Genomic DNA, 21,999 nt, shown 5'->3' with positions numbered 1-21,999 from the left:
ATGCTTATATTGTACGTTTAGTACATATAAACAAGACTGTGAAAAGGATGGATATCATGAAAACATCGGATTGGTTCTATTTGTGGATAGCCATACCCTGTTATATGGCAGGACCCGTTATGTACACCATGATGATGTACATTCTCTATCAGGAAACGAACGTATGGACTGTCCCCCTTCTTGGATGGACTGCTGCAACATTTTCGTCCGTTGTTATACTGTTTTATCTGCTTACGGTCATCCTCTTGCGTGTGCTTAAGATCTATTTCTTTTGGCTGCAAACACTGCTCTATATGCTCCTATCCCTTATACCCGTGTATATGACTGCTGTTCTTATGGGTTCAGGAACTTCCCGGCTGCCAGGACTATCTTTTCCGTTCACACCTGATGGCATCCCATTATTAGTGCTCTGGGAGAGTATCGCAGTTATGAGTTCCTGGGGTGTCTGGGCTGCTCACAATCCTTCCATGAAACGTCCCTTCCTACTCTTCTCCGGTGTCATTCTTATCCTGTTTATCCTTAAGTTCTAGCCTCGTTAAAACCAAAAAAGAGCACCAGCCATTTCAGGCAGTGCTCTTCATCATTTATATGTTTGCCATCGCATAACATGCATCCTTAAATGCCCTGAGCGATTGTCTTAACATTTATTCTTACGCAATAATATACCGGAAATTTTCCCAGCTCTCCGGGAACGAATTGCCGTTTCTTGTATGATGATAGAAGCTGAACGGAAATTTGAACACATGGCCTGCATTCCAATCGCGGGAGCGACGGTCGGTGAGCCAGTATTCCAGCTCGTGCGGCAGAGCCGTCGAACGTTCGGCCGGAACGAGCGGCAGCACGTCAACCGGAGATTGCAATGTCCACTGTCCATCTTCACCTACCGCTTCCCGGCTCAATCGAAGGGCCTTTATCATCGTTAGAAACGGTGGAATTCCTTTGTGGAACAGTGCTGGATAACCCAGCTCATGCAAGATATTGAGTGCATGGCCGTAGGTCAGCATATGACCGATCAGATCATGATGGGACTCGGCCTGATAGATCGCCGGGAAAGCACCCAGCTCATCCAGAGTCAACCGGGACAGCTGCTCCGGTCCGTCAATTCGAGGAAAATCATCCGTATCATCTATCTGCAGACTGCGGATTTCCTTAACCGTTGTGTTCAGCCACGATCTTCCCGGAATGGTCTTCTCAAACGAATCGATCAGTTCCACCATCCGTTCGATATCCTGCTCTGTGCCCCAACCATCCAGCTCGCGGATGGCTTTCAGCGTAAGGGCGCCATAGATTGCTTGGTGTCCAACCCAGTGAAGTTCTCCAATCGTACGATCCAGCGCTTCTGTGATCCGCGCCTCGGCTTCTTCCCGTTCGAGTATTTCACCACGGGCAGATTGTGGCTCCTGATCTACTCCGTGTTTGCGAAGCATGGCTTTCGCCTCTGCGGTAACGCTGCCCGCCGCAAGGGAAGACAGACGATTTTCCCGAACCCAGAAATAAGCGGCAATCGCTCCTGCTCCATAGTGGGCATGCCACAGGTCACCTGTACGCTCCCGACTCGAAACGATGACCCTCAGACCCTCTTCCAACAAACGTCGATCCATAACGTCATCACTCCTTCACCGAATTTAAATGTATTACACCATGTTTACATTGTGTTTACTTCTATAAAATGAATTAAATCGTGCATATATGCCCGTTTCGCTTCCCAGATTCAATCATTTACCCAAACTGTAGTCTGCCGACACCTTGCACGATAACTTCGAGCGGGAATCGTTGTGCTTTTTGCTCCGAAAAGAACCAGATCCGTTCCTTTTTTACCACAATAAACAGACCACTCACGTCTCCAACCGGGGCAAAGGTTTTACTTATTGCTCTCCATCGGTTTAAGCCCATTCGCTCCAATTCTCCCACTGTGGACAATACATCTTCCGATACAAGCCCTACTTCGCACACTTGCAGCAGATCCTCTGCTGAGAAAGGGCGTTCACTCTTATGATGGGTATTGTGATGAGCAATCAGCTCCAGAATGTTACCAGCGGGATCCTCGAAATAAAGTGAATGGGAATTCCAGTTCTCTGAAAAGGTTTCATCCTCTCCGTCCTGCGTACTGAGCTCTACGCGTGCCGCTGCCCAGGCTTTGGCCTCCTGAAAACGATTCTTCGGAATCATCCAGGCAAAGTGGTAGAAGGGCTCATGAACCGTCTCGCTGTGGACAAATATCATTCTTGTGCATCCGATCTGCAGTGTAAATGAAGAATCGGAGTCAGAGGTCACCTTCAGTCCGAGCGTATCCCTATAGAAATGTTTAATCTCTTCCAAACGGGCGGTATGCAGCTTTACTTCTTCAAATAGCATATGACTGCCTCCTCTCGATCACGCCCGTCCGTGCAGCTTCTCCCATGTACTCCATGGCACCATACCCAGCTCCGGCTTCGCTTCATCCGGAAGCATGGAAATAAATTCAAGAGAATGTCCATCCGGGTCCGTGAAATATACCGATACAGCCGGCATCCAGCCGAATACATACAGCTCACCGATATCATCATCAAGGAAGTTGTGCGTTGTAATCCCTTTATCCTCCAGATACGTTACAGCATGCTTCATGTCCTCCAGCGATACGTGAAAGGCAAAATGCTGCCGCTGCACCTGCTCCGGTTCTTTTTCCCACAGCCCCAGCATGGCATTCCCCGCACCACCAATCCAGTAAAACGAGTTACCACGTTCCTTCTGCCCGTAAGCATGTGGCAAACCGACAATCTTTTCATAAAAGTGATGTGATCTCTCCAGATTCGTTACATTCAAATGGGTTTCAAATATGCCTTTAATCATGTGCATTACCTCTTTCTCAGCTTTCGGATGATTTCCGTGCAGATGTTAATGTCTGGGCCAGGCTCAGGAACGAACCAATCACTCGCTGAATCCGGTCCTCAATGTCCTGGCTGCCTTCATATTCCTCATATCCGTCAAAGGTTGCTTCAAACCGCCTGCGCTGCGCACCCCCAATGGAGATCCATTCCTGTGCATTAATCCCATGCAGATTGCGAACGATGGCCTGCAGCTGCAATAGAGAGCTAACCCCCACCGCTCCTCCCGCAGAGCTGATCGACAAGACCGGTTTGCCGCTAAAGTGAGCCTGGCTCAGATGATCCAGCGCATTTTTGAGCACCCCGCTGATGCTGCCGTGATACTCTGGCGTTGATAAAATAATGGCGTCCGCCGCGAGCATGCGCGAGTTGAGTTCTGCCAGGTTGTGATCCTCTGCCTGCTTCTCATCCGGTGCATAGAATGGAACGGGTGTCTGATACAGATCAAACAAGCTCGCCTCATGACCCTGGTTGCGCATGACTTCGACCGCATATTCCCCTAAACGTGTACTGGTTGCATTCTTTCGGTTGCTTCCTGCCAATACGATGATCTTCATCTATGTCACGCTCCTACCTGTTTTTGGTTAGTATTCCATGATCAACCTTTATCTCTTCTGTCTCTATCTTACCTTGCTTCTTCTTCCAAATCGTCAGCAGATAGACTTAACTTGCAGCACAAAAAAACTCAACCTTTCGGTTGAGTTTCTACGACTTTAGGCTGAGAAGGGGCTCGAATCAATCAGACCCAGCCGTTCTTCACGGCATGGATGGCTGCTTGCGTACGATCGGCCAATCCCAATTTATCCAGCAGATGACTGACATGTGTTTTTACGGTTTTCTCTGTAATTACGAGCTGAACCGCAATCTCCTTGTTGCTGAGTCCCTGTGCAATAAGGGCCAATACCTCTTGCTCGCGGCGGGTCAGCGCATCCAGACTCGGTGAAGTTTCTTCCAACGGCAAAGGCTGCTTAAGCTTCTCATAATCCTGTACTTTCCCGTATGCTGTTGAATCTGTGCGTACAGTATCCTGCGCTTCTAACTGTATGTCAGATGAAGCCATCACATGCATTAACTGGCCAGCCGCGGCAGGATGAAGCTGGGCCTGTCCTGCATGCACATTCCTTATCGCAACGGCAAGATCCTCGGGTTCAATATCCTTCATCAGATACCCTTTGACCCCAGCCCGCACGGCAGGAATAACGTGATCCTGATCCGAAAACGACGTCAGCACAATAACGCGAATTCCAGGCAAAATCGTACGCAGGCGTCTGGCGGTTTCGATCCCGTCCAGCACAGGCATATGCAGATCCATAAGTACCACATCGGGCTGCAGCTTCTCTGCCTGTTCAATCGCCTCCTGCCCATTGGAGGCTTCGCCCACCACTTTCATATCCGTCTGTGTCGACAAAAAAACGTGCAGTCCCCGTCTAACCATGGCATGATCATCTGCGAGCAAAATCGTAATCGGCATGTTGTGTCTCCCCCTGACATTAACGCAATTCGGACGGGAGTGGAATAACTACCGTTACCGATGTTCCCGTACGGGATGAACTTATAAGATCCAGCTTGCCTCCCAGCGACTGCGCCCGCTCTTTCATAATGGACAGACCCAGTGAACGGGCAGGCAGGGGTTGCTTTCTTTTGGCTCCACCTTTTCCCCGATCCTTAACAATGAGTACGGCTTCGGTATCCCCTAGCTGGAGAGTGATATCTGCCGCTGTAACTTCCGCATGTTTACGTACATTATTCAGGGCTTCCTGTCCAATTCGCCATAACCCCTCTTCTATATTGCGAGGCAGGCTGCGCATGCCGGTTCGGTTGACGACGACCTGCAGCCCCTGGCTCGTACCATACTCCTGCAGTGCACTTAGCAGACCGGATTCGAGTCCGGCGGGACGAAGCTGCATGATTAGCGCACGCATTTCCTTCAGAGCTTCTTGGGATAACGAACGGATATCCCTCATGGCTTCAGCCGCCGGATGCAGTTCTGCTGTACCGGACAACATGCTCTCTGCTCCCTTGGCGGTCAACGAGAGCGAGAACAATATTTGGTTTACCGAATCATGCAGATCCCGAGCCAGTCGGTTTCGCTCCTCCAGGCGGGTTAATTCACGACGCTTATCCACGAGTCTCAGACTTTCCCAAGAGGCTGTAATATGTTCTGCCACCGCATCAATCACCTCCCGATCTGCCTGTAGAGAATCCATTTGCGAACCAAGCTGTGCGACCAGCACGGCTGTTTCCCCAGGAGGGCTGAGTGGTATGGCAGCAGCCAGACCTGAAGACATAACGGAAACGGGAGGCATTATGCCGCAGACCTCAGACAATTCTACCATCTCGTCTGCTGATAATATTTCGGCGCGATGTGATTGAATCACACGACGTAGTATGCGATCCGTCTCTGGAGGTATCTCGTTCACTAGCAATGAGTCTTCCAAGCCACTGGCATGCGCCGTTTGTACGCTTAAAGCTCCATTTTTTTGAGCTATCAGGGCGACAAATGGCCATTCGTAATGCTGTCCAAGCAGCTTGACCACCGTCCTGGCCATATCGTCAGCATTGCTGCACTCGTTCAGTTCCATCCCCAGCGCTCTGCTGAACTCCCCCAGCCTGGCATACTGATCCGCTCTTCTCTGCTCGCCGCGATATAATCGCATGCGCTCCATGGCACTTCCGATTTGATAGGCTACTGCCTGCAGAAGCGCCAGCTCCCCTTCACTAAAATGCTCTTTGCCTGGTGCGGCAACGTTGAGCAATCCTATCATTTTCTCACCCGATCGCAGCGGAACCGTTGCATGATGGGTGATGTCACGCGTATCTCCCCACTGATGCTCTGTGGCATCCTCAAGCCGTTTGCAGTTAATAATATTGACGGCATTATCGAGTCTACCATCCCGGAAACGGTTTACACACCAGCAAGTTCCACAGCGCATGGGCTCCTTGTCTTGATGGAGCAGAGCCGGCGGCAGGTTATAGTCTGATACACATGAATATTCTCCGCCCTCACGAATGAGAAATACCCAGCCTGTCGTAAGTCCTGTCAGCTCCAGCAGCTTGCCTACTACCGTATCCAGCATCGGGCTCAGATCATTGGATGTGTTCAGCGTCTCCGCAATGGTTTTTAGCGTATACATTTCCTGCATTCCGGAATCTTGCGGCATGCGGATTTCTCTCCTTTATTCCATCGAAGTGTTGTTGTTTCATTATTGTATACAATCATTTCAGGAGTTTAAAGGACGAACTTCCTATTGTTTAACCAAGCTTTTGGCGGCTCTTGCGGGATATGGATAGCGGCTCCACATTGATCAGTCCCCGATCGGATAAGGCAAGGGCCATTTTATAGAAGGCACGAGTTCTGATTTTGGTATACGTATCCTTGCTCACCGGCGGATCAAATACATGGTTGTACACCTTGTAATCAAACACGTCATCATCTTTCAGGTACCGTTCACAAACCAGTACCCGCTCCTTCTCACTCAGACGAGACACGATGTAGTCAATCGTATCGCAATACGCCTGACGTGCACGCTGTACATCCACATTGTAGATCGCCGTTCTGGCGGTCGAATCCCCTGTGACATTGGTAGGCCCATGGAAACGCTCCGTGTAACTCGCCGTGACCATGACCTCACGTTCTTCAAAGGCAATTGTTTTATAAATCCGGTATTTCTCCAGCGCGGCTTCCACTGCCGATTGCGTTTTGCGTCGATCCAGTTCAGGCAGCAATAATTCCATATTCATTCTCCTCCTTAAGAGTTTGGTATAAAAGCAATCTGCTAAGTTTCACTTCATTTTATTAAGGTTATACAGTTTGTTTAGAGAATAACGGCCATTGTCTAGGTTTTCTGCGTTGCCTTTTGGAATCACTTCCACTGGGCTTGATACCTTGAGTGTTCCGGTTTCCAGTACATAAAAAACGTTCGAATTTAATGTTATGTTCGCATCTTGTTCGTATTTCTATTTGAGGATACCACTTATTGGAGATTAGAGTAAACCTTCATTTTGGGTCATTTTGACGATAAAATAAAACCCTCGCTCCTATTTTCTATACCTTTTGGCATAATTGTTTCAATTCCCTTTACCTAATGGTATATATACGTTATAGTACAGATAATTACAGATCCCTCGTATGAGCGACTTTCTATTATAAATATTAAGAAGGTACTTGAATGTTAATGTGAACATGATTTGCCCCGTAGAAGTGCGAAAGTAGTGGAGGAGACGGAATCGATTCTGAAAAAGCGATAGCGTTCGCATTTATCACCGGATTTCTCCCTTTCATAAGGGATCAAAGAAATCTGGGGATAACGGCGATTGGAAGAACGATCCGTATCCGGAACGGGGCACTAGCAGATCATAGGGCATGGAGTGTTTCTTAGTATCTATTTAATACGCTTATACGAATTGAAGGAGTTGGCATGAATTGTGGAGCACGCTTTTGGTCCTTATCTGAAACAACTGCGGGAACAGCAGAGCTATAGCATCAATCAGCTCGCCGAAGCAGCAGGAATCAGCAACTCGCAAATTTCACGCATCGAAAATGGAGTCCGCGGTGTTCCAAAGCCCGCCACGATCCGCAAATTGGCAGATGCCCTCTCCGTTCCCTATGCCGATATGATGAAACAGGCAGGGTACATCGAAGCAGCAAACGCAGCAGGCGACACTCAGGACATCCCCGAATGGGCAACGTATAAAGACCGGCGTGATTTCAAGAAAATGCTGGAGGACGAAGATGATCTGATGTTTGACGGGATCCCACTGGATGATGAGGACAAAAAACGTATCAAGGATGTGCTGACCGGACTATTCTGGGAAGCCAAGCAGATGAACAAACGCAAGAAAAACGATGAACCGAACAGCCGCCAATGAGGCATGGAAAACTGATTACAATGAAGCAGCAGGTGAGATGATATGGACGAGATGGTAACAAAGCTGATTCGAAAACACCGGACCAACTGCCCCTTCAGCATTGCCAGAGCCATTGGAATACAGATCCGTTTCACCAATCTGGGCAAGTCTACCAAAGGGCTGTATTTCCGCAAGCTCCGCCGCAGGTTTATTGTCATTCACAGTGAACTTCCGCCGGAATGGCAGCGGTTTGTATGCGCTCATGAACTTGGACACGACCGATTGCACAAAGGCATCAATCGTTTCTTTTTGGAGGAACACTCCTATTTTGCTCCCGGCAAGCTCGAAAGACAGGCCAATCGTTTTGCTATTCAATTATTGACCTCAGGAGTCATGCCGGAACCTGATGAATCCCTGGAGAAATTCTGTTTACGTACAGGACTGCCGCGCGAAGCGCAGCATTTTTTTTACTCTATATAAGAACATATGTTTCATTCGAATGACCGTTAACTTTATTTCCCATCCAGTCGATCAGATGTCACTTTCAGGTTACCTATTTTTACGTAAATCACGAGATTTCCTAATCATAGTCTGCTAAAATACAATTTGAGCTGTGCGAGAGCTCAGGCAGATCATATTTTTGGGAGGGTACAGATTCATATGAAAATCTGGAAAACTTACGTTTCACTTCTGCTAACGGCTTGCTTACTGTTTGGCAGCGTAGGAATTGCGGCCGCTGCAACGGATACAACTCCGGGCACGGGTAAACACATTACGATTCTACATACGAATGACACACATGCACGTGCAGTTGAAGCTTCACCTGCAATGGGCTATGCCAAAGTGGCAGGGATTGCTGACAAATACCGCAGCGAGAATCCCAATACCCTTTTGCTTGATGCAGGAGATGCTGTGCACGGAACAACCTTTGCAACACTCGTGAATGGCGAGAGTATCGTCAAGGTCATGAATGAAATGGGCTACCAGGCCATCGTTCCGGGTAACCACGAATTCAACTACGGTTCCAAGCACCTTGTTGAGCTTGCGGACATGATGAATTTCCCAATGCTCAGTGCCAACGTGAAGAAAGAAGATGGAACTCGTCTTTTTGATCCCTACCTCATCAAAGAAGTTGACGGTGTCAAAATCGGAATCATCGCACTGACTACACCTGAAACCATGTACAAAACAAATCCAAAGAATGTTGAAGATCTTGATATTACTGACCCCGCTGCGGAAGCCAAAATTCTAGTGAACGAAATTCGCAGCAAAGTAGATGTGGTAGTTGTTTTGGGACACCTTGGACAAGATGCTTCCAGTACAGACACTAGCTTCAAAGTGGTAAAAGAAGTTCCGGGTATTGATGTATTCATCGACGGACACAGCCACACCATCCTCCAGGATGGTCTCGTATCCGACAACGGAACACTGATCGCGAGTGCCGGAGAGTACACCAACTTCGTAGGTGTCATCGATCTGTGGGTAGACGGTGGCAAGGTAACGAAGAAACAAGCTACATTGATTGATGAAACAGAAGCCAAAGATATTAAACCGAATGAGAAAGTAGCAGCACTCGTGAACTCCATTCAAAAAGAACAAGAACCTATTCTTGCGGAAGAAGTAGCAAACACAGCGATCCTGCTTGACGGTAAACGCGAACAAGTTCGTGCCGGGGAGACCAACCTGGGTGACCTGCTCGCAGATGCCCTTCGTGACGTCAGCAATGCAGATATCGCACTTACGAACGGAGGCGGTATCCGTGCTTCCATTGAAAAAGGTATCGTAACCAAAGGCGACATTATCACTGTACTTCCTTTTGGTAATCAGGTTGTAACGCTGGATGTAAAAGGCTCTGATGTTCTGGCAGCCCTTGAAAACGGTGTAGCCTCTTACCCGGAACCAAGCGGTGGTTTCCCGCAAGTGTCTGGCATGACGTTTAGTATCGATACTTCAGCTGCTGAAGGCAGCCGTGTACATTCCGTGACGATTGGCGGCAAAGCCCTTGATCCGGAAGCCACGTATACCCTGGCTACAAATGATTTCACAGCCGTTGGCGGTGACGAGTATACCATGTTCAACAAATACACCATCTCCGGCATGTACGGTGCAATGGACGAGGCACTGATTGAATACATGCAGAAGCTTGGCGCTGTGGACATCAAAACAGATGGCCGAATCAAGGAAGCAAAAACACCTGTAGTTGAACCGGAAGCTCCAGAGACAGAGACACCGGCTCCAACTACACCGAAGCCAGAAACGCCAAAACCGGTAACACCAAAACCAGAAACACCTTCAAAACCGACACCAAACAAACCAGCTCCTGCCAAAGTATATGTTGTAAAATCCGGAGACTCCCTTTACTCCATCTCCAAAAAATACAACACAACCTGGCAAGCCCTGCAAAAGTTGAACAGCATCAAAAATCCTCACTGGATTTATCCTGGTCAACAACTGAAGCTGCCTGCTGCTTCTTAAGCAAACCAATATTCGAATAGTGTGACCTGCTCCACAGATCGAATGAATCAGAAGTAATGATAGCAGTATCGGAAAAAGGGTGTTCCTCAAGCCAATCTGGCTGAAGGAGCACCCTTTCTGCTTCTCATTTTAGAAGCAACCATTTATCTTTCCCTTGTGAGCCTTTTAGGCAAAAACGATTAAAATACCTTTGCGGCAAAAATAAATCCTCAAACCTAACCTATCGTACATACACTCTCTGAGTCCCTAATCGTGAACTATAGAAAATATGCGCATAATTGCCACTGCTGCGGGATTTGTTCGCTTTCCAGATGAACAAAATATACAAAAATGCTTTGCATATTTGCACGTTTTTCCATACTTCAACCCAATCAGCGGGACGTGTACTTGTCAAAAAGTTAAAATGCATTATACACGATAGTAAAGAGTAGTCATTTTGTACGGCATCATGCATACAATTCTGCTAATTCATATGTCTATAGGCCTTGTTTTAGTGCTTTATTTCAAAATATCCAACAAAAATGGAATATTCCATAATATGCGGACCTATAAAATATGTCTCATTATGACACGAATTTACAGTTCACTGACATTCGGACAAATAAGATTATCTACGGACTAGAGCACTTCCTTGGCATGAGTCAATGCCTCTTCCACACTCATGCTAATCCGCTTGGGTTCCCCTTTACTGGCAAGAGTGTGGGACCCTAATTCGACATTCCGTTCTGCAGCGCCCCGGCCAACCACGATCTGCACAGGCAGACCAATGAGTTCCGCATCCTTAAACTTCACCCCGGGACGTTCATCCCGATCATCTGTCAGCACCGTGTATCCTACATCCCCTAACTGCTGTTCAAGTTCCAGGACAAGCTGACGCTGCTGCTCATCTTTCCAGTTTATGGGGATCAGGTGAATCTGATATGGTGCAACAGCTGCCGGCCACCTTATTCCGTCCTCTCCAGCATATTGCTCGGCAATGGCAGCCATCAGACGGGACACTCCAATACCGTAACATCCCATCACCGGGGCACACTGGCGACCATTCCGGTCCAGGAATGAAGCGTTCATGGCATCACTATATTTGGTGCCCAGTTTGAAAATGTGACCTACTTCAATGCCTTTGGTGAATACAAGCTTGGCTCCACATGTAGGGCAGTTATCCCCGTCAGCCGCGAAGCGAATTTGTCGGACTTTGTTCAAGGCAAAATCCACCCCCGGACGAACACCCGACAAATGCATATCGACTTCATTGGCTCCGGTAATAGCACTTCCCATCGCAGCCACATCCGCGTCCACGATAAGTGGCAGATCCAGACCTACAGGTCCCAGAAAACCAATCTTCAAATCCGAACGTCCTGCGAGCGCTTCTTCGTCAGCCAGAATGAGTTCCTCGGCCCCCAATACTTGCTTGAGCGCAATATCATTAACCTCATGGTCCCCGCGAACAAGTGCAGCAATTAGTTGACCATCCGCTTGATAGAGCAGTGTTTTGATGATGTGCTCGGGTCCCTCACCGACGTAGGAACTGAGCTCGGAAATGGTACGAATGGCGGGTGTATGGATTCGAATTAGCGATTGGTCCCCTTCATTCGACCGGGATTCAGCTGTATTCTGGGTTACAGTTCCATTTGTCTGGTATCCAGCCTTCTCGAGATTCGCAGCATACCCACACTGCTTACAGGATACAATCGTATCCTCTCCCACATCAGCCAGTGCCATGAATTCGTGTGTTTCTCCCTGACCGCCGATTGTACCTGCATCTGCTTCTACACGAATATATTCCAGACCGCAGCGCTCCAAAATGCGTGAATATGCCTTATTCATCGCCTGATACGTTTGATCCAGTTCTTCCCAGTCGGAAGCAAAAGAGTATGCATCCTTCATAATAAACTCACGGCCTCGCAGCAAGCCGAATCTTGGACGCCGTTCATCCCGGAACTTGGTTCCAATCTGATATAACGTGAAGGGCAATTTTCTGTAGGAATTCACCTCATCACGCGCAAGAGCAGTCACCACTTCCTCATGGGTTGGTCCGAGGGCGAACTCCCGATCGTGGCGATCCTGCAAACGCATTAGCTCAGGGCCGTACTGGCTGTATCTTCCCGATTCTTCCCACAGCTCTGCCGGCTGCATAATAGGCAGCAGTACTTCCTGACAACCTGCACGGTCCATCTCTTCGCGAACGATCCGCTCGACATTGAGCAGTATACGCCGCCCGAGCGGCAAATAACTATATATCCCTGCTGCCAGCTGGCGAATCATGCCTGAACGAAGCAGCCAGCGATGTCCAGCTGCATCCGCTTCTGCCGGCGCTTCACGTAATGTTGGAACAAGCATTTCACTTTGACGCATCCATTCCACACTCCTTATCTTCCTGATCGTTTTTGCAAAATGAGTGGATAAACAGCAAAAAGACACATCCGTCAAGGGACGAATGTGTCGTGGTACCACCCTTATTTAACTGCATGGTTACATTCACTAACACGTCTCGGGTTTCCCCGGACATGCTGAACAAACGTCCCGTTTCCCCAATAGGAAATACGGAATCATACAGTCCTCTGAGGCGTAACGGGCCCAGTCCGGCGGAGGTTGCAGCCTGCAGGCATTCTCTTCCGCAGCTCGCGAGGTGGGAATTACGAAGCAGCAGCAGAAACCTCACACCAATCGGTTCCCTCTCTGATTGAAGCTGGCTGGCGCAATTATGTCCTCGCTAATCGCTGTTATCATTTTTGATCACATTAGTGCATTTGCAAGCAATTGTCAACTACTGCTTTACATGCAGATAACGGGCAGGAAGAAATCCGCGGGTGGTGCTGACATCCCGCTGGCTTCCCTGTAATATAGAGAGATAGAGAACATGTATTATTGATAAAGGAGCTTGTCCTATGCCATATATTATCTATGATCTTGAATTTACGGTTAGCCGTAACGCTCGTTACTCTTCTGAAATCATCGATATCGGTGCGGTAAAAGTTACGGAAGGACCTGACGGATTATATGTATCCGACACGTTTCATACTTATGTTCGTCCTTCGAATAAGTCGGTGCTGTCCACCGACACCATTCAATTTACTGGAATTACGCAAAAAGATATTGATGCTGCTCCTCTTTTTCCTGAAGCACTCCAAAACTTTATCGCCTGGATGGGAAGCGAAGTTTATTACATGTGTTCCTGGGGACCCGATGACCGCAGCAAGCTGATCTCCCATTGTCGTACACACCAGCTTGATGTTGCCTGGATCACGAATCACAATGACCTGCAGCAGCAGTGGTCGCGAACCGTTCGCAAGGAAGGCAAATTCCGTCAGCTTGGACTAGCTCAAGCACTCGAACTATGCGGAATCGAGTTCGACGGCACCCAACATCGTGCACTGGATGACGCCATCAATACCGCCAAAGTATTCATGCATCAATTCGATCGATTCAATCTGGAAACCAACTGTGCCGCTGATGATGAAGGCGTTGCTTCCAAAGTTGTGTATTCCAGCAGCACAGAAGACGATGTGAAAGATTCACCCTTCGGTAATCTCGCTCATCTGTTCAAAACCAATGAATAAGCTGTTTGATCTTTCCTCTTAATCATGCAAAAGAACGCCTGTCCACGCTGGGCATTAGCTATACAACTGCTGCCAGCGTTTCAGGCGTTCTTTCATTACACTTCGGTATCCCTCGGGTTCAAGTATCTCTGCCTCCGGCCCATATTGACTAAGCCATCTCAAAAATTCCTGATCTTCAGCCAAAGCGGTCTCCAGCAGTAATGTTCCTTCTGGTTCCATCGTCAGAATGGGACGCACCAAAAATTTTTGCTGCATCACATGTTCAACAGCATCGCGGGAAAAACGGATTTTGAACGAAATCCATTCTTGTTCTTGACAGGCTCCCGACTTTCGGAAATGGGTTTGCAAAAGAAAGTCGTCTTTGCGGAATGTACGAGGCAGAATCCGTACTTTTTGCAGATTCTCTACTTCAAAAATCCTTAGCACCTCCGAAAGATGACAGTATGCCAACAAATCAAAACGGTACTCACGTGGAATCAAGCAATACGGATCGAGCCGCACCACTTTCTTCATGTTTTGAGTGAGATATTCTGCCTCAATTGTGTTTTGTGACATGCCAGCTTGAAGTAAAGTTACCAGTGAACTGCTTTTCCATTCATCGCCGTCATTCTGCCAAGCAGGCAGCCCTGTTTTAAATAAACCGCCAATCTGCTCTGACCACTCTACCCGCTCCGTTTTGTTCTTCTGATTCGATGCAACCACTTTCTCATAGGCGCTCTCGAAAGCAGGCTTCAGATAAGGACGAATATCATCCATAACCTCCGCCAAATGAGCAAAAGCGTGAGCCTCCTCATCAGACCAGTTGAGCGGATACATGGCAAAGTTGCTGATAAACATGTAACCTCTCCCGTGTCCCATATTGGCGATCGGAATATGCATTGCGCTGAGGGCCTCCATGTCGCGATATATCGTCCTTTCCGTTGTCTCGCATCGCTCGGCCAGCTCCCGGGCCAGAATTCCCGGTTTTGCCTGCACAAGAGTTATAATGCGCATTAATCGGATCAGTCGGTCTGTCATTTTGCCGGACCCTCCACTAAGTTGTCAAAAAATTCGATACAACTCCATCCAATTGTTAATCATGATATATAGTACATTCGACTCACTCTTTATTTTCACCTTTAAATTCTATGTAGAAACATTCATTTTCATATCATTCTCAATAGTCCTTTGTTCCTACTCACATAACATGGTTTTTCCGTGGCTGTTGTACGCTCCACCATATGTGATTCCGTAGTGGTAACGCAGTTTCTCCACAATCTCGGCTTCTTGGTAATAATCCAGATCCTGCTTTCGTGCTGCCTCAATCAACAAGGCATCTGCATGCCTGCGAAGCAGATTGCTTCCCTCTTGTGCACGACCTCTTTCATAGGCCCGCAATGCTTGTTTGATCAACGGCACGGTCTCGCTTAATTTAATCGTCTTCTCCACCTTCGGGTCCTCCGGCTGCCTTAACATCCCCAGGTGGCTTGTATATTGAATATACAATTGCTCACGGCGCAGCAATACTCTCTGACTCTGCTTCACTTTGCGTGTGCTCCAGTAGGCAGAGCATATGGCTGCTTTTCCAGAGACACGAGGGCCCATGGCAAACTCGAGGAGAATTTGTTTACTCTCCCCTTTGTATACATCGCCGAGCCGCAGAATATAGCCGATGTCGGTCTCCTTTGATCGGCAACCATAAATTCCTTTGAGTTCAATTCCAAATTCCGGTTTGAGCAAAAGTTCCATGTCTCTTGACACAATTTTAGGTGCTACTTTCCTAAGTCTTTTGGCAGGGGCCCCGTAACGCCATTCCACCATCATATATACGGGGTCGGCCCCCCCTGTCGGTATGGCCTCTCTGTTCCACGAATAACATACTTCAAAGACTGAGTTCACTGGTAGTCTCTCCCCCGATTTATGTGTATTATCTTATAAGTTATCAGGGTGAATGGACACTATATTGTCACGGAACATATGTTCGCATAATATTTTTACATTAAAATGATTTTACATCCCTAAATCCGTCTAAATTCGACATAAAACGACGAAAAAGCCTGGCATTATGCCAAGCTTCCCCGCTCCATATTTATGACAAGTCCCAACTTACACGGTAGGCTGATTCATTCCCATTTCTGTCATGGATGCTGCCCATTCCGGTTCTCTCACAGGCGCGTAAGTCACGCTATCAATGATCAGTTTACGCCCGATTGGCTCTCCGTTTACGGTAATCATAATCGTCTTGGTTGGTGTCGTTTGCTCTGTTGTGTACATATATTTCTTCTCCTTTATTCACGATCTTATTCTAAAAATCGGATATATTATTATTTTTTATTATTTTCGTCATTGTGAATGGAAGCACCCGGAACCGGGGTAATGATATTATGTTTAAACTGTCCGCGCGCTGCCTTGAAAGTATATTACCCTGGTGCACGTTGAATTAAACAAATGATTCCTCCTGAAAATTTGCAATGCACTGAACCCAACACGTCCCTTTTGGCGTATAATGTAAGAGCCGTATTTCAACAAATGACGACGAATTCGGCAGACGAAAAACCTCACCGAAAGAAGGTGCCAATGATGCCACAACCCATGAAGGGTCATTTCATTCGGGTGTTATTCACCACATGCATTTTATTTACCGTTACGCTGACCTCTACAGTAAGTGCAGCTAGTGCCAATATATTCTCCGACATATACAGCGGCTGGGAACGCGTTTCCGAGCTCCCTGGTGAAGTGAACGCCCTGCAGGAAAGCTACCAGCAGACGCTGAACCAACTGAATGAAACCTCTGCTCAATTGGGACAAGCCCAGGCCAATGTCGAAGCATTCAAGGCCCAGAATGAGCAGTTAATAGAACAGAACCAGAAGCTGACTGATATGGTGACAAAACTGCAGGAAGATCAAGATGCCAAAAATGCCACGACCAAACGAATTCAAACGATGATCATCACCGTCATTGTCCTCATATTAGGCTATTTTGTTCTGATTCGCGTGATGCGCTGGGGAATGCGTCGTCGTTCGGGCCGAGCCTAAAAGAACAGGAGCAAGCACATGCACATACACCTGAACACTGCCGAAGCTGGCGGAGCTGGACAAGTGGTAACCTTCTCGCTGATCCAGAATGACCGGCTTCATATTTTGCACCCGCAGCAAATCGTCGCCTTTCGCGGATCGAGCAGCAGCCGCAATGACAAGTTCATGACCATCTCAGGCATGGTTCGCAAAAAAAAGCTGATCAAATCCGAAATTACCGGCCCCTGCCAATTTGTGGCTGCCCTCCCTCCCGGTTTTACCATGAAGGAAGTGGAGCTCACCGAGGAAAGTGATTTGCTGTACGACTTTCGGCATCTCTTCTTTTACTCAGACGGAGTGAACATGCATACCAAGATCCAGAAGATTAAGAACATGCTGATCACTCAGGATGCTGTCAAAATGAAATTTTCAGGCAAAGGCAAGATTGGGCTGTTAACCCAAGGCCAGGTCTGCCAGCAGGAATTACACCCTACCGCCCCGCTTTACGTGGATGCAGGCAGCATCATAGCCTATCCCGAGAATGCCAAGCTGGAACTCACCGTGTACGGGAATAATCTCGCCAGTCAGCATATGAACTACCACTGGAAAATGACAGGACAGGGCTCGGTACTCTTCCAGGCAGGACGGGAGAATAACAGACTCGAACGGGACCTGAATGATGAAGGACTGTTCAAACGCATCCTTAAGGAAGTCATTCCCTTCGGCAATGTAATCATTAAATGAGCCGCCCGGTGATCTCCGCATTTATTACTCATGCGGGGTAGTCACCGGGCGGTTTCGTGTTATAATGGTTCAGACAATTGAAGAAGAAAATCCATGCCTCCTGGCATGGGAGAGGTTCGCGAACTCCCTCTATAAGACTTGACCTTTTGCAGGTCATTACAAGTCTTGCGTACACCGTGTATGACGTACGTAAAAAACTAAGGACACTTTTACCGTGCTGTTTTTTAGCAGCGTAAGGAAAGGTGTGTTTTTTGATGGATGCCAGTTCATGAACTTCTCTGTTCTTCCGACACTCTGTGCCTAGGTGCATAGATTGATCTTAAGAAGATGGAGAGGTTTTTTTATGTTGAACGAAGAAAAAGCGGTCGTCGTCTTTAGCGGCGGTCAGGATAGTACCACATGTCTGTTCTGGGCCAAACAGCAATTTGCTGAAGTTGAGGTGGTGACCTTCGATTATGGACAGCGTCATAAGCTGGAGATCGAATGTGCTGCTTCAATTGCACGCGATCTGAATGTACAGCAAACCGTACTGGACATGAGTTTGCTTAACCAGCTCGCACCTAATGCATTGACCCGTACAGATGTGGAAATTACGCACGAAGAAGGCGAGCTGCCTAGCACATTTGTAGATGGCCGCAACCTGCTTTTCCTCAGTTTTGCCGCCATTCTGGCGAAGCAAAAAGGAGCGCGTCATCTGGTCACTGGCGTATGTGAGACAGATTTCAGCGGATATCCGGATTGCCGAGATTCATTTGTTAAATCCATGAATGTGACGCTTAACCTGTCGATGGACTACCCATTTGTCATTCATACTCCGCTGATGTGGCTGGATAAGGCCCAAACGTGGAAGATGGCTGATGACCTTGGTGCCTTCGATTATGTACGCGAGCGGACACTGACCTGCTATAACGGGGTTATTGGAGATGGATGCGGTGAATGCCCTGCATGCAAACTGCGCAAAGCAGGATTGGATCGCTACGTGGAGCAGCGCTCTGCTGGGGCATCTGTAGGAGCAGATGTACGATGAGAGAGCCAGGAACATTCCGCATAGTTGAGCATTTGCAGCGGATTGGGGAGGATATTCTTCCTTCACAGCTGCGTTATCACCGCAAACGTGTGCTGGTCAGCAAAGAGTTCACTTTCGATGCTGCGCACCACCTGCATTGTTATGAAGGCAAGTGCAAGAACTTGCACGGCCATACGTATAGAGTCGTTTTTGGCATCAGCGGTTATCCGGGCGAGACCGGATTAACGGTTGATTTTGGACACATCAAGGATATATGGAAGACAAAAATTGAAGGATATCTGGATCATCAGTATCTGAATGAGACGCTTCCTCTCATGAATACCACAGCTGAAAATATGGTCGTCTGGCTGTTCGAACAAATGGAACACGCGCTTCAGACAGAACCATATGCAGGGCTTACCGAAGGTGGCCGAACCGAATTTGTGCGCCTCTACGAGACACCAACCAGCTACGCCGAGGCTAGACGGGAGTGGATGATCGATGAGTAGTGTGCAAGAAAACGTGAATGCTTCTTCCTCCGTACAAAACAAAGAAGCGCGCATCCCGGTCATGGAGATTTTCGGTCCGACCGTTCAAGGCGAAGGCATGGTGATCGGACAGAAAACCATGTTTGTTCGCACCGCTGGCTGCGATTATCGCTGCTCCTGGTGTGATTCTGCATTTACCTGGGACGGCAGTGGCAAGGACCAGATCCAGATGATTACACCAGAGGACGTATGGGCTGAATTGCGCCGTGTAGGCGGTTCGCGATTCTCCCATGTTACCATCTCCGGCGGGAACCCTGCCCTGCTGGCTTCGCTGGGCGGGTTGGTTTCTTTGCTCCGGGAGAACGGCATCCGTACTGCGGTGGAGACGCAGGGCTCCCGCTGGCAGCCTTGGCTGGCTGACATTGACGAAGTCACCGTGTCTCCCAAGCCGCCTAGCTCGGGCATGGACACTAACTGGGACGTGCTGGATGATCTCATTAACCGATTGTCCACAGGCCCTGCAGGACGCAGCCACAGCCTGAAAATTGTCATTTTCGATGAAGTAGACTTGGATTATGCCCGCCGCGTGCATGAACGGTATCCAGCTACCGATTTGTATTTACAGACCGGAAACCCAGACGTCACTTCTACCGAGACGCCAGATCTGGCTTCGTCGCTGCTCGCCCGTTATGAGTGGTTGATTGATCAGGTCAGTGCATCAGATGACCTGAATGATGTCCGCGTGCTTCCACAGCTGCACACCTTAGTGTGGGGAAACAAACGCGGCGTTTGATCAGCTGCATGGACAGCTTGGGTGGAATGGGCGGCATGATGTAATTTTTTTGGAAACAAACAGGGGCTTCCCATTTAAACTTTGGAATCCCTATCATATACCGGAGAGCTTCGCGCTTGAACGGAACAAGGAGAGTTAACACATTGACAAGACAACCTGATGAAATGAAAGATGTGACGCTGCTGGGTAACCAGGGCGTGAAATATACGTTCGAGTATGATCCCGGCATTTTGGAAAGCTTTGATAACAAGCATCCGTACCGCGATTATTTTGTAAAATTCAACTGCCCGGAATTCACGAGCCTGTGCCCAATCACGGGTCAGCCTGATTTTGCCACCATTTATATCAGCTATATTCCCGATGTGAAAATGGTAGAGAGCAAATCGCTTAAACTGTACCTGTTCAGCTTCCGCAACCATGGAGATTTCCACGAGGATTGTGTGAATATTATCATGAACGACCTGATCAAGCTGATGGATCCTCGTTATATTGAGGTTTGGGGCAAATTTACGCCGCGCGGCGGCATTTCCATTGATCCGTATACGAACTACGGCAAACCCGGAACCAAGTATGAACAGATGGCTGAGCACCGCATGATGAATCATGACATGTATCCGGAAACGATTGATAACCGTTAATTTTCCGGCACTTCTGTTCTGCTCTGCAGTATATTGAAAATAATAGAACACTTAAAAGCCGAAATCTTCACTCCGAAGAAATTCGGCTTTTATTTATGTAATCCCACAATCGCTCAAAGGTTCGATCGAACTTATCAAGAGCGGGTTAATATATTCTATGGAATGTCAATATTTCACCTGTTCCCCTTGTCGCTTCCAACAATCTATCCTATTATGTAACAATATGCTTAGGCACACTACATTATCAGGCGCTGATCCCTCGTGACCGCGACCAAAGGAGAAAAGTACATGTCCATGCAAACTTCATTAACCAAGGACGCTGCCATGCGTTCGAAAAACCAACCCGGATTGGATGCCCAGAGCACCGTTTACCGGATCTTGATTGCCATCAGTCTGGTTCACTTGTTTAACGATTCGATCCAGTCTGTCATTCCGGCTATTTTTCCAATCCTGAAAGACTCCATGCATCTTACATACACACAGATCGGATGGATATCCTTCGCCATCAACTTTACCGCATCCATTATGCAGCCTGTCGTGGGCTGGTTTGCAGATAAGAAGCCGACACCTTCGATATTGCCGATCGGCATGGGATTTACGTTCACCGGCATGCTTCTGCTGGCGTTTGCCGACAGTTATATGGCTGTCCTGATTTCCGTTATCTTTGTCGGGCTTGGTTCGGCCGCTTTTCACCCGGAAGGTTCCCGGGTATCTCATATGGCCGCAGGGCCTCGTCGGGGTCTCGCTCAATCCATCTTCCAGGTGGGTGGCAATGCCGGACAGTCTCTTGCTCCGCTATTGACGAGATGGATCTTCATCCCGTTTGGTTTGTTCGGCGCCATCGGATTCACCGGCATTGCAGCCATGGGGATTGCCGTACAGATCTATATTGCCCGCTGGTACGGCCGCATGCTGCAATCGGGAGGCTATCTTCGCAAACAGGCGGCTGCCCGTCGTGCTCCAAATCCCGCACTTCGCAAAAAGATAGCTGCTGCCATCACGATTCTGATTATGCTCGTCTTTGTTCGTTCATGGTACGTCGCTTCCATTGGCAGTTTCTATGCGTTTAATCTGAAGGAATTGTTCAGCCTCTCCACAGAGGATGCACAGATCTACATCTTCCTGTTCCTGGCTGCTGGTGCACTCGGCACATTCTTCGGAGGTCCACTGGCAGATCGCTTCGGCAAACGCAACATGATTTTCCTGTCAATGGCCGGAGCGGCTCCACTGGCACTGCTGCTGCCCTATGCCAATCTGTTCTGGACCGGGGTGCTGCTGACCATTATCGGATTCATCATGCTATCCAGCTTCTCTGTGACTGTCGTTTATGCCCAAATGCTCATTCCGGGCAAAATCGGAACCGTCTCCGGTCTGATCACCGGGCTCGCATTCGGTATGGGAGGACTCGGTGCGCTTGTCCTGGGAAACTGGATCGACGTGTTCGGTGTATCTCCAGTCATGCAGATGTGCAGCTTCCTGCCGCTGATCGGCATACTCACCTTCCTGCTGCCTTCGGATAAGGTATTGAAACGCTGGGCAGATGAAAACGGCAGTGAGGAATAAAAAGAATACGGATACTGTTACTACATTCT

General features: G+C 48.3%; 23 protein-coding genes. 12 read left to right on the top strand and 11 right to left on the bottom strand.

From position 1 onward, the window contains the following. Positions 1-56 precede the first annotated feature (56 nt). A complete protein-coding gene (locus tag MHB82_RS05745) occupies positions 57-530 on the top strand; it encodes a hypothetical protein (protein ID WP_341174112.1) in 474 nt (157 codons plus the stop codon). A 120-nt stretch (positions 531-650) separates the two neighbouring features. Here MHB82_RS05745 and MHB82_RS05740 read toward each other — a convergent pair whose 3' ends face one another. From MHB82_RS05740 to MHB82_RS05710, 7 genes are all read right to left on the bottom strand, one after another. Beyond that, positions 651-1,601, bottom strand: coding sequence for a hypothetical protein (locus MHB82_RS05740; RefSeq protein ID WP_341174111.1), 951 nt, complete (start codon positions 1,599-1,601; stop codon positions 651-653). Positions 1,602-1,719: 118 nt separating this feature from the next. Next, positions 1,720-2,355 (bottom strand): VOC family protein, encoded by a 636-nt coding sequence (locus tag MHB82_RS05735; RefSeq protein ID WP_341174110.1) that lies wholly within the window; start codon positions 2,353-2,355, stop codon positions 1,720-1,722. A gap of 18 nt (positions 2,356-2,373) precedes the next feature. Beyond that, positions 2,374-2,829, bottom strand: coding sequence for a VOC family protein (locus MHB82_RS05730; protein ID WP_341174109.1), 456 nt, complete (start codon positions 2,827-2,829; stop codon positions 2,374-2,376). Between the two features lie 16 nt (positions 2,830-2,845). Continuing rightward, positions 2,846-3,421: an NADPH-dependent FMN reductase gene (locus tag MHB82_RS05725; protein ID WP_127538081.1), complete on the bottom strand. Its 576-nt coding sequence runs from the start codon at positions 3,419-3,421 to the stop codon at positions 2,846-2,848. A 182-nt stretch (positions 3,422-3,603) separates the two neighbouring features. After that, positions 3,604-4,335: a response regulator transcription factor gene (locus MHB82_RS05720; protein WP_341174108.1), complete on the bottom strand. Its 732-nt coding sequence runs from the start codon at positions 4,333-4,335 to the stop codon at positions 3,604-3,606. Positions 4,336-4,354: 19 nt separating this feature from the next. Further along, on the bottom strand, positions 4,355-6,025 hold the full coding sequence (locus MHB82_RS05715) for a GAF domain-containing sensor histidine kinase (protein WP_341174107.1): 1,671 nt from the start codon (positions 6,023-6,025) through the stop codon (positions 4,355-4,357). 91 nt (positions 6,026-6,116) lie between these two features. Beyond that, entirely contained in the window at positions 6,117-6,599 is a 483-nt protein-coding gene (locus MHB82_RS05710) for an ArpU family phage packaging/lysis transcriptional regulator (protein ID WP_341174106.1), read from the bottom strand. A gap of 687 nt (positions 6,600-7,286) precedes the next feature. Here MHB82_RS05710 and MHB82_RS05705 point away from each other — a divergent pair. From MHB82_RS05705 to MHB82_RS05695, 3 genes are all read left to right on the top strand, one after another. Continuing rightward, positions 7,287-7,733 carry a helix-turn-helix transcriptional regulator gene (locus tag MHB82_RS05705; protein ID WP_341176590.1) on the top strand — a complete coding sequence of 149 codons (447 nt, stop codon included), beginning with the start codon at positions 7,287-7,289 and terminating at the stop codon, positions 7,731-7,733. Positions 7,734-7,775: 42 nt separating this feature from the next. Continuing rightward, on the top strand, positions 7,776-8,192 hold the full coding sequence (locus MHB82_RS05700; protein ID WP_095360761.1) for an ImmA/IrrE family metallo-endopeptidase: 417 nt from the start codon (positions 7,776-7,778) through the stop codon (positions 8,190-8,192). Between the two features lie 180 nt (positions 8,193-8,372). After that, on the top strand, positions 8,373-10,187 hold the full coding sequence (locus MHB82_RS05695) for a 5'-nucleotidase C-terminal domain-containing protein (RefSeq protein WP_341174105.1): 1,815 nt from the start codon (positions 8,373-8,375) through the stop codon (positions 10,185-10,187). A 618-nt stretch (positions 10,188-10,805) separates the two neighbouring features. Here the strand turns inward: MHB82_RS05695 and MHB82_RS05690 are convergent. Then, a complete protein-coding gene (locus MHB82_RS05690; protein ID WP_341174104.1) occupies positions 10,806-12,539 on the bottom strand; it encodes a proline--tRNA ligase in 1,734 nt (577 codons plus the stop codon). Between the two features lie 533 nt (positions 12,540-13,072). On the opposite strand from MHB82_RS05690, the gene MHB82_RS05685 reads away from it, so the two are divergent. Continuing rightward, on the top strand, positions 13,073-13,744 hold the full coding sequence (locus MHB82_RS05685) for a 3'-5' exonuclease (RefSeq protein ID WP_127538074.1): 672 nt from the start codon (positions 13,073-13,075) through the stop codon (positions 13,742-13,744). A 54-nt stretch (positions 13,745-13,798) separates the two neighbouring features. Here the strand turns inward: MHB82_RS05685 and MHB82_RS05680 are convergent, their stop codons facing one another. From MHB82_RS05680 to MHB82_RS05670, 3 genes are all read right to left on the bottom strand, one after another. Then, complete coding sequence (locus MHB82_RS05680) at positions 13,799-14,761, bottom strand: helix-turn-helix transcriptional regulator (RefSeq protein ID WP_341174103.1); 963 nt, start codon at positions 14,759-14,761, stop codon at positions 13,799-13,801. A 156-nt stretch (positions 14,762-14,917) separates the two neighbouring features. Next, positions 14,918-15,622 (bottom strand): hypothetical protein, encoded by a 705-nt coding sequence (locus tag MHB82_RS05675; protein WP_141236674.1) that lies wholly within the window; start codon positions 15,620-15,622, stop codon positions 14,918-14,920. 207 nt (positions 15,623-15,829) lie between these two features. Next, complete coding sequence (locus tag MHB82_RS05670) at positions 15,830-15,997, bottom strand: hypothetical protein (protein ID WP_170948122.1); 168 nt, start codon at positions 15,995-15,997, stop codon at positions 15,830-15,832. 306 nt (positions 15,998-16,303) lie between these two features. Between MHB82_RS05670 and MHB82_RS05665 the strand changes: the two genes are divergently transcribed. The 7 genes from MHB82_RS05665 (at position 16,304) to MHB82_RS05635 (ending at position 21,970) form a co-directional block, all read left to right on the top strand. After that, positions 16,304-16,759 (top strand): hypothetical protein, encoded by a 456-nt coding sequence (locus MHB82_RS05665; RefSeq protein WP_341174102.1) that lies wholly within the window; start codon positions 16,304-16,306, stop codon positions 16,757-16,759. An 18-nt stretch (positions 16,760-16,777) separates the two neighbouring features. Beyond that, complete coding sequence (locus MHB82_RS05660) at positions 16,778-17,482, top strand: AIM24 family protein (RefSeq protein WP_095360768.1); 705 nt, start codon at positions 16,778-16,780, stop codon at positions 17,480-17,482. A gap of 346 nt (positions 17,483-17,828) precedes the next feature. Beyond that, complete coding sequence (gene queC, locus MHB82_RS05655; protein ID WP_341176589.1) at positions 17,829-18,509, top strand: 7-cyano-7-deazaguanine synthase QueC; 681 nt, start codon at positions 17,829-17,831, stop codon at positions 18,507-18,509. Then, the gene (gene queD, locus MHB82_RS05650; protein WP_110821465.1) at positions 18,506-18,997 is read left to right on the top strand and encodes a 6-carboxytetrahydropterin synthase QueD; all 492 of its coding nucleotides are present in this window, start codon (positions 18,506-18,508) and stop codon (positions 18,995-18,997) included. Before queC ends, queD begins: the two co-directional genes overlap by 4 nt. Continuing rightward, positions 18,990-19,769, top strand: coding sequence for a 7-carboxy-7-deazaguanine synthase QueE (gene queE, locus MHB82_RS05645; RefSeq protein ID WP_341174101.1), 780 nt, complete (start codon positions 18,990-18,992; stop codon positions 19,767-19,769). Before queD ends, queE begins: the two co-directional genes overlap by 8 nt. Before the next feature lie 164 nt (positions 19,770-19,933). Next, on the top strand, positions 19,934-20,407 hold the full coding sequence (queF, locus tag MHB82_RS05640; protein WP_095289120.1) for a preQ(1) synthase: 474 nt from the start codon (positions 19,934-19,936) through the stop codon (positions 20,405-20,407). 288 nt (positions 20,408-20,695) lie between these two features. Continuing rightward, entirely contained in the window at positions 20,696-21,970 is a 1,275-nt protein-coding gene (locus tag MHB82_RS05635) for an MFS transporter (protein WP_437126821.1), read from the top strand. The last annotated feature ends 29 nt before the right edge of the window (positions 21,971-21,999 follow it).

It is taken from the genome of Paenibacillus sp. FSL K6-2862 (assembly GCF_038005125.1).
Taxonomy (GTDB): domain Bacteria; phylum Bacillota; class Bacilli; order Paenibacillales; family Paenibacillaceae; genus Paenibacillus; species Paenibacillus illinoisensis_A.
The sequence above is the reverse complement of the archived record's forward strand: the minus strand, read 5'-3'. Positions and strand labels throughout refer to the sequence as shown.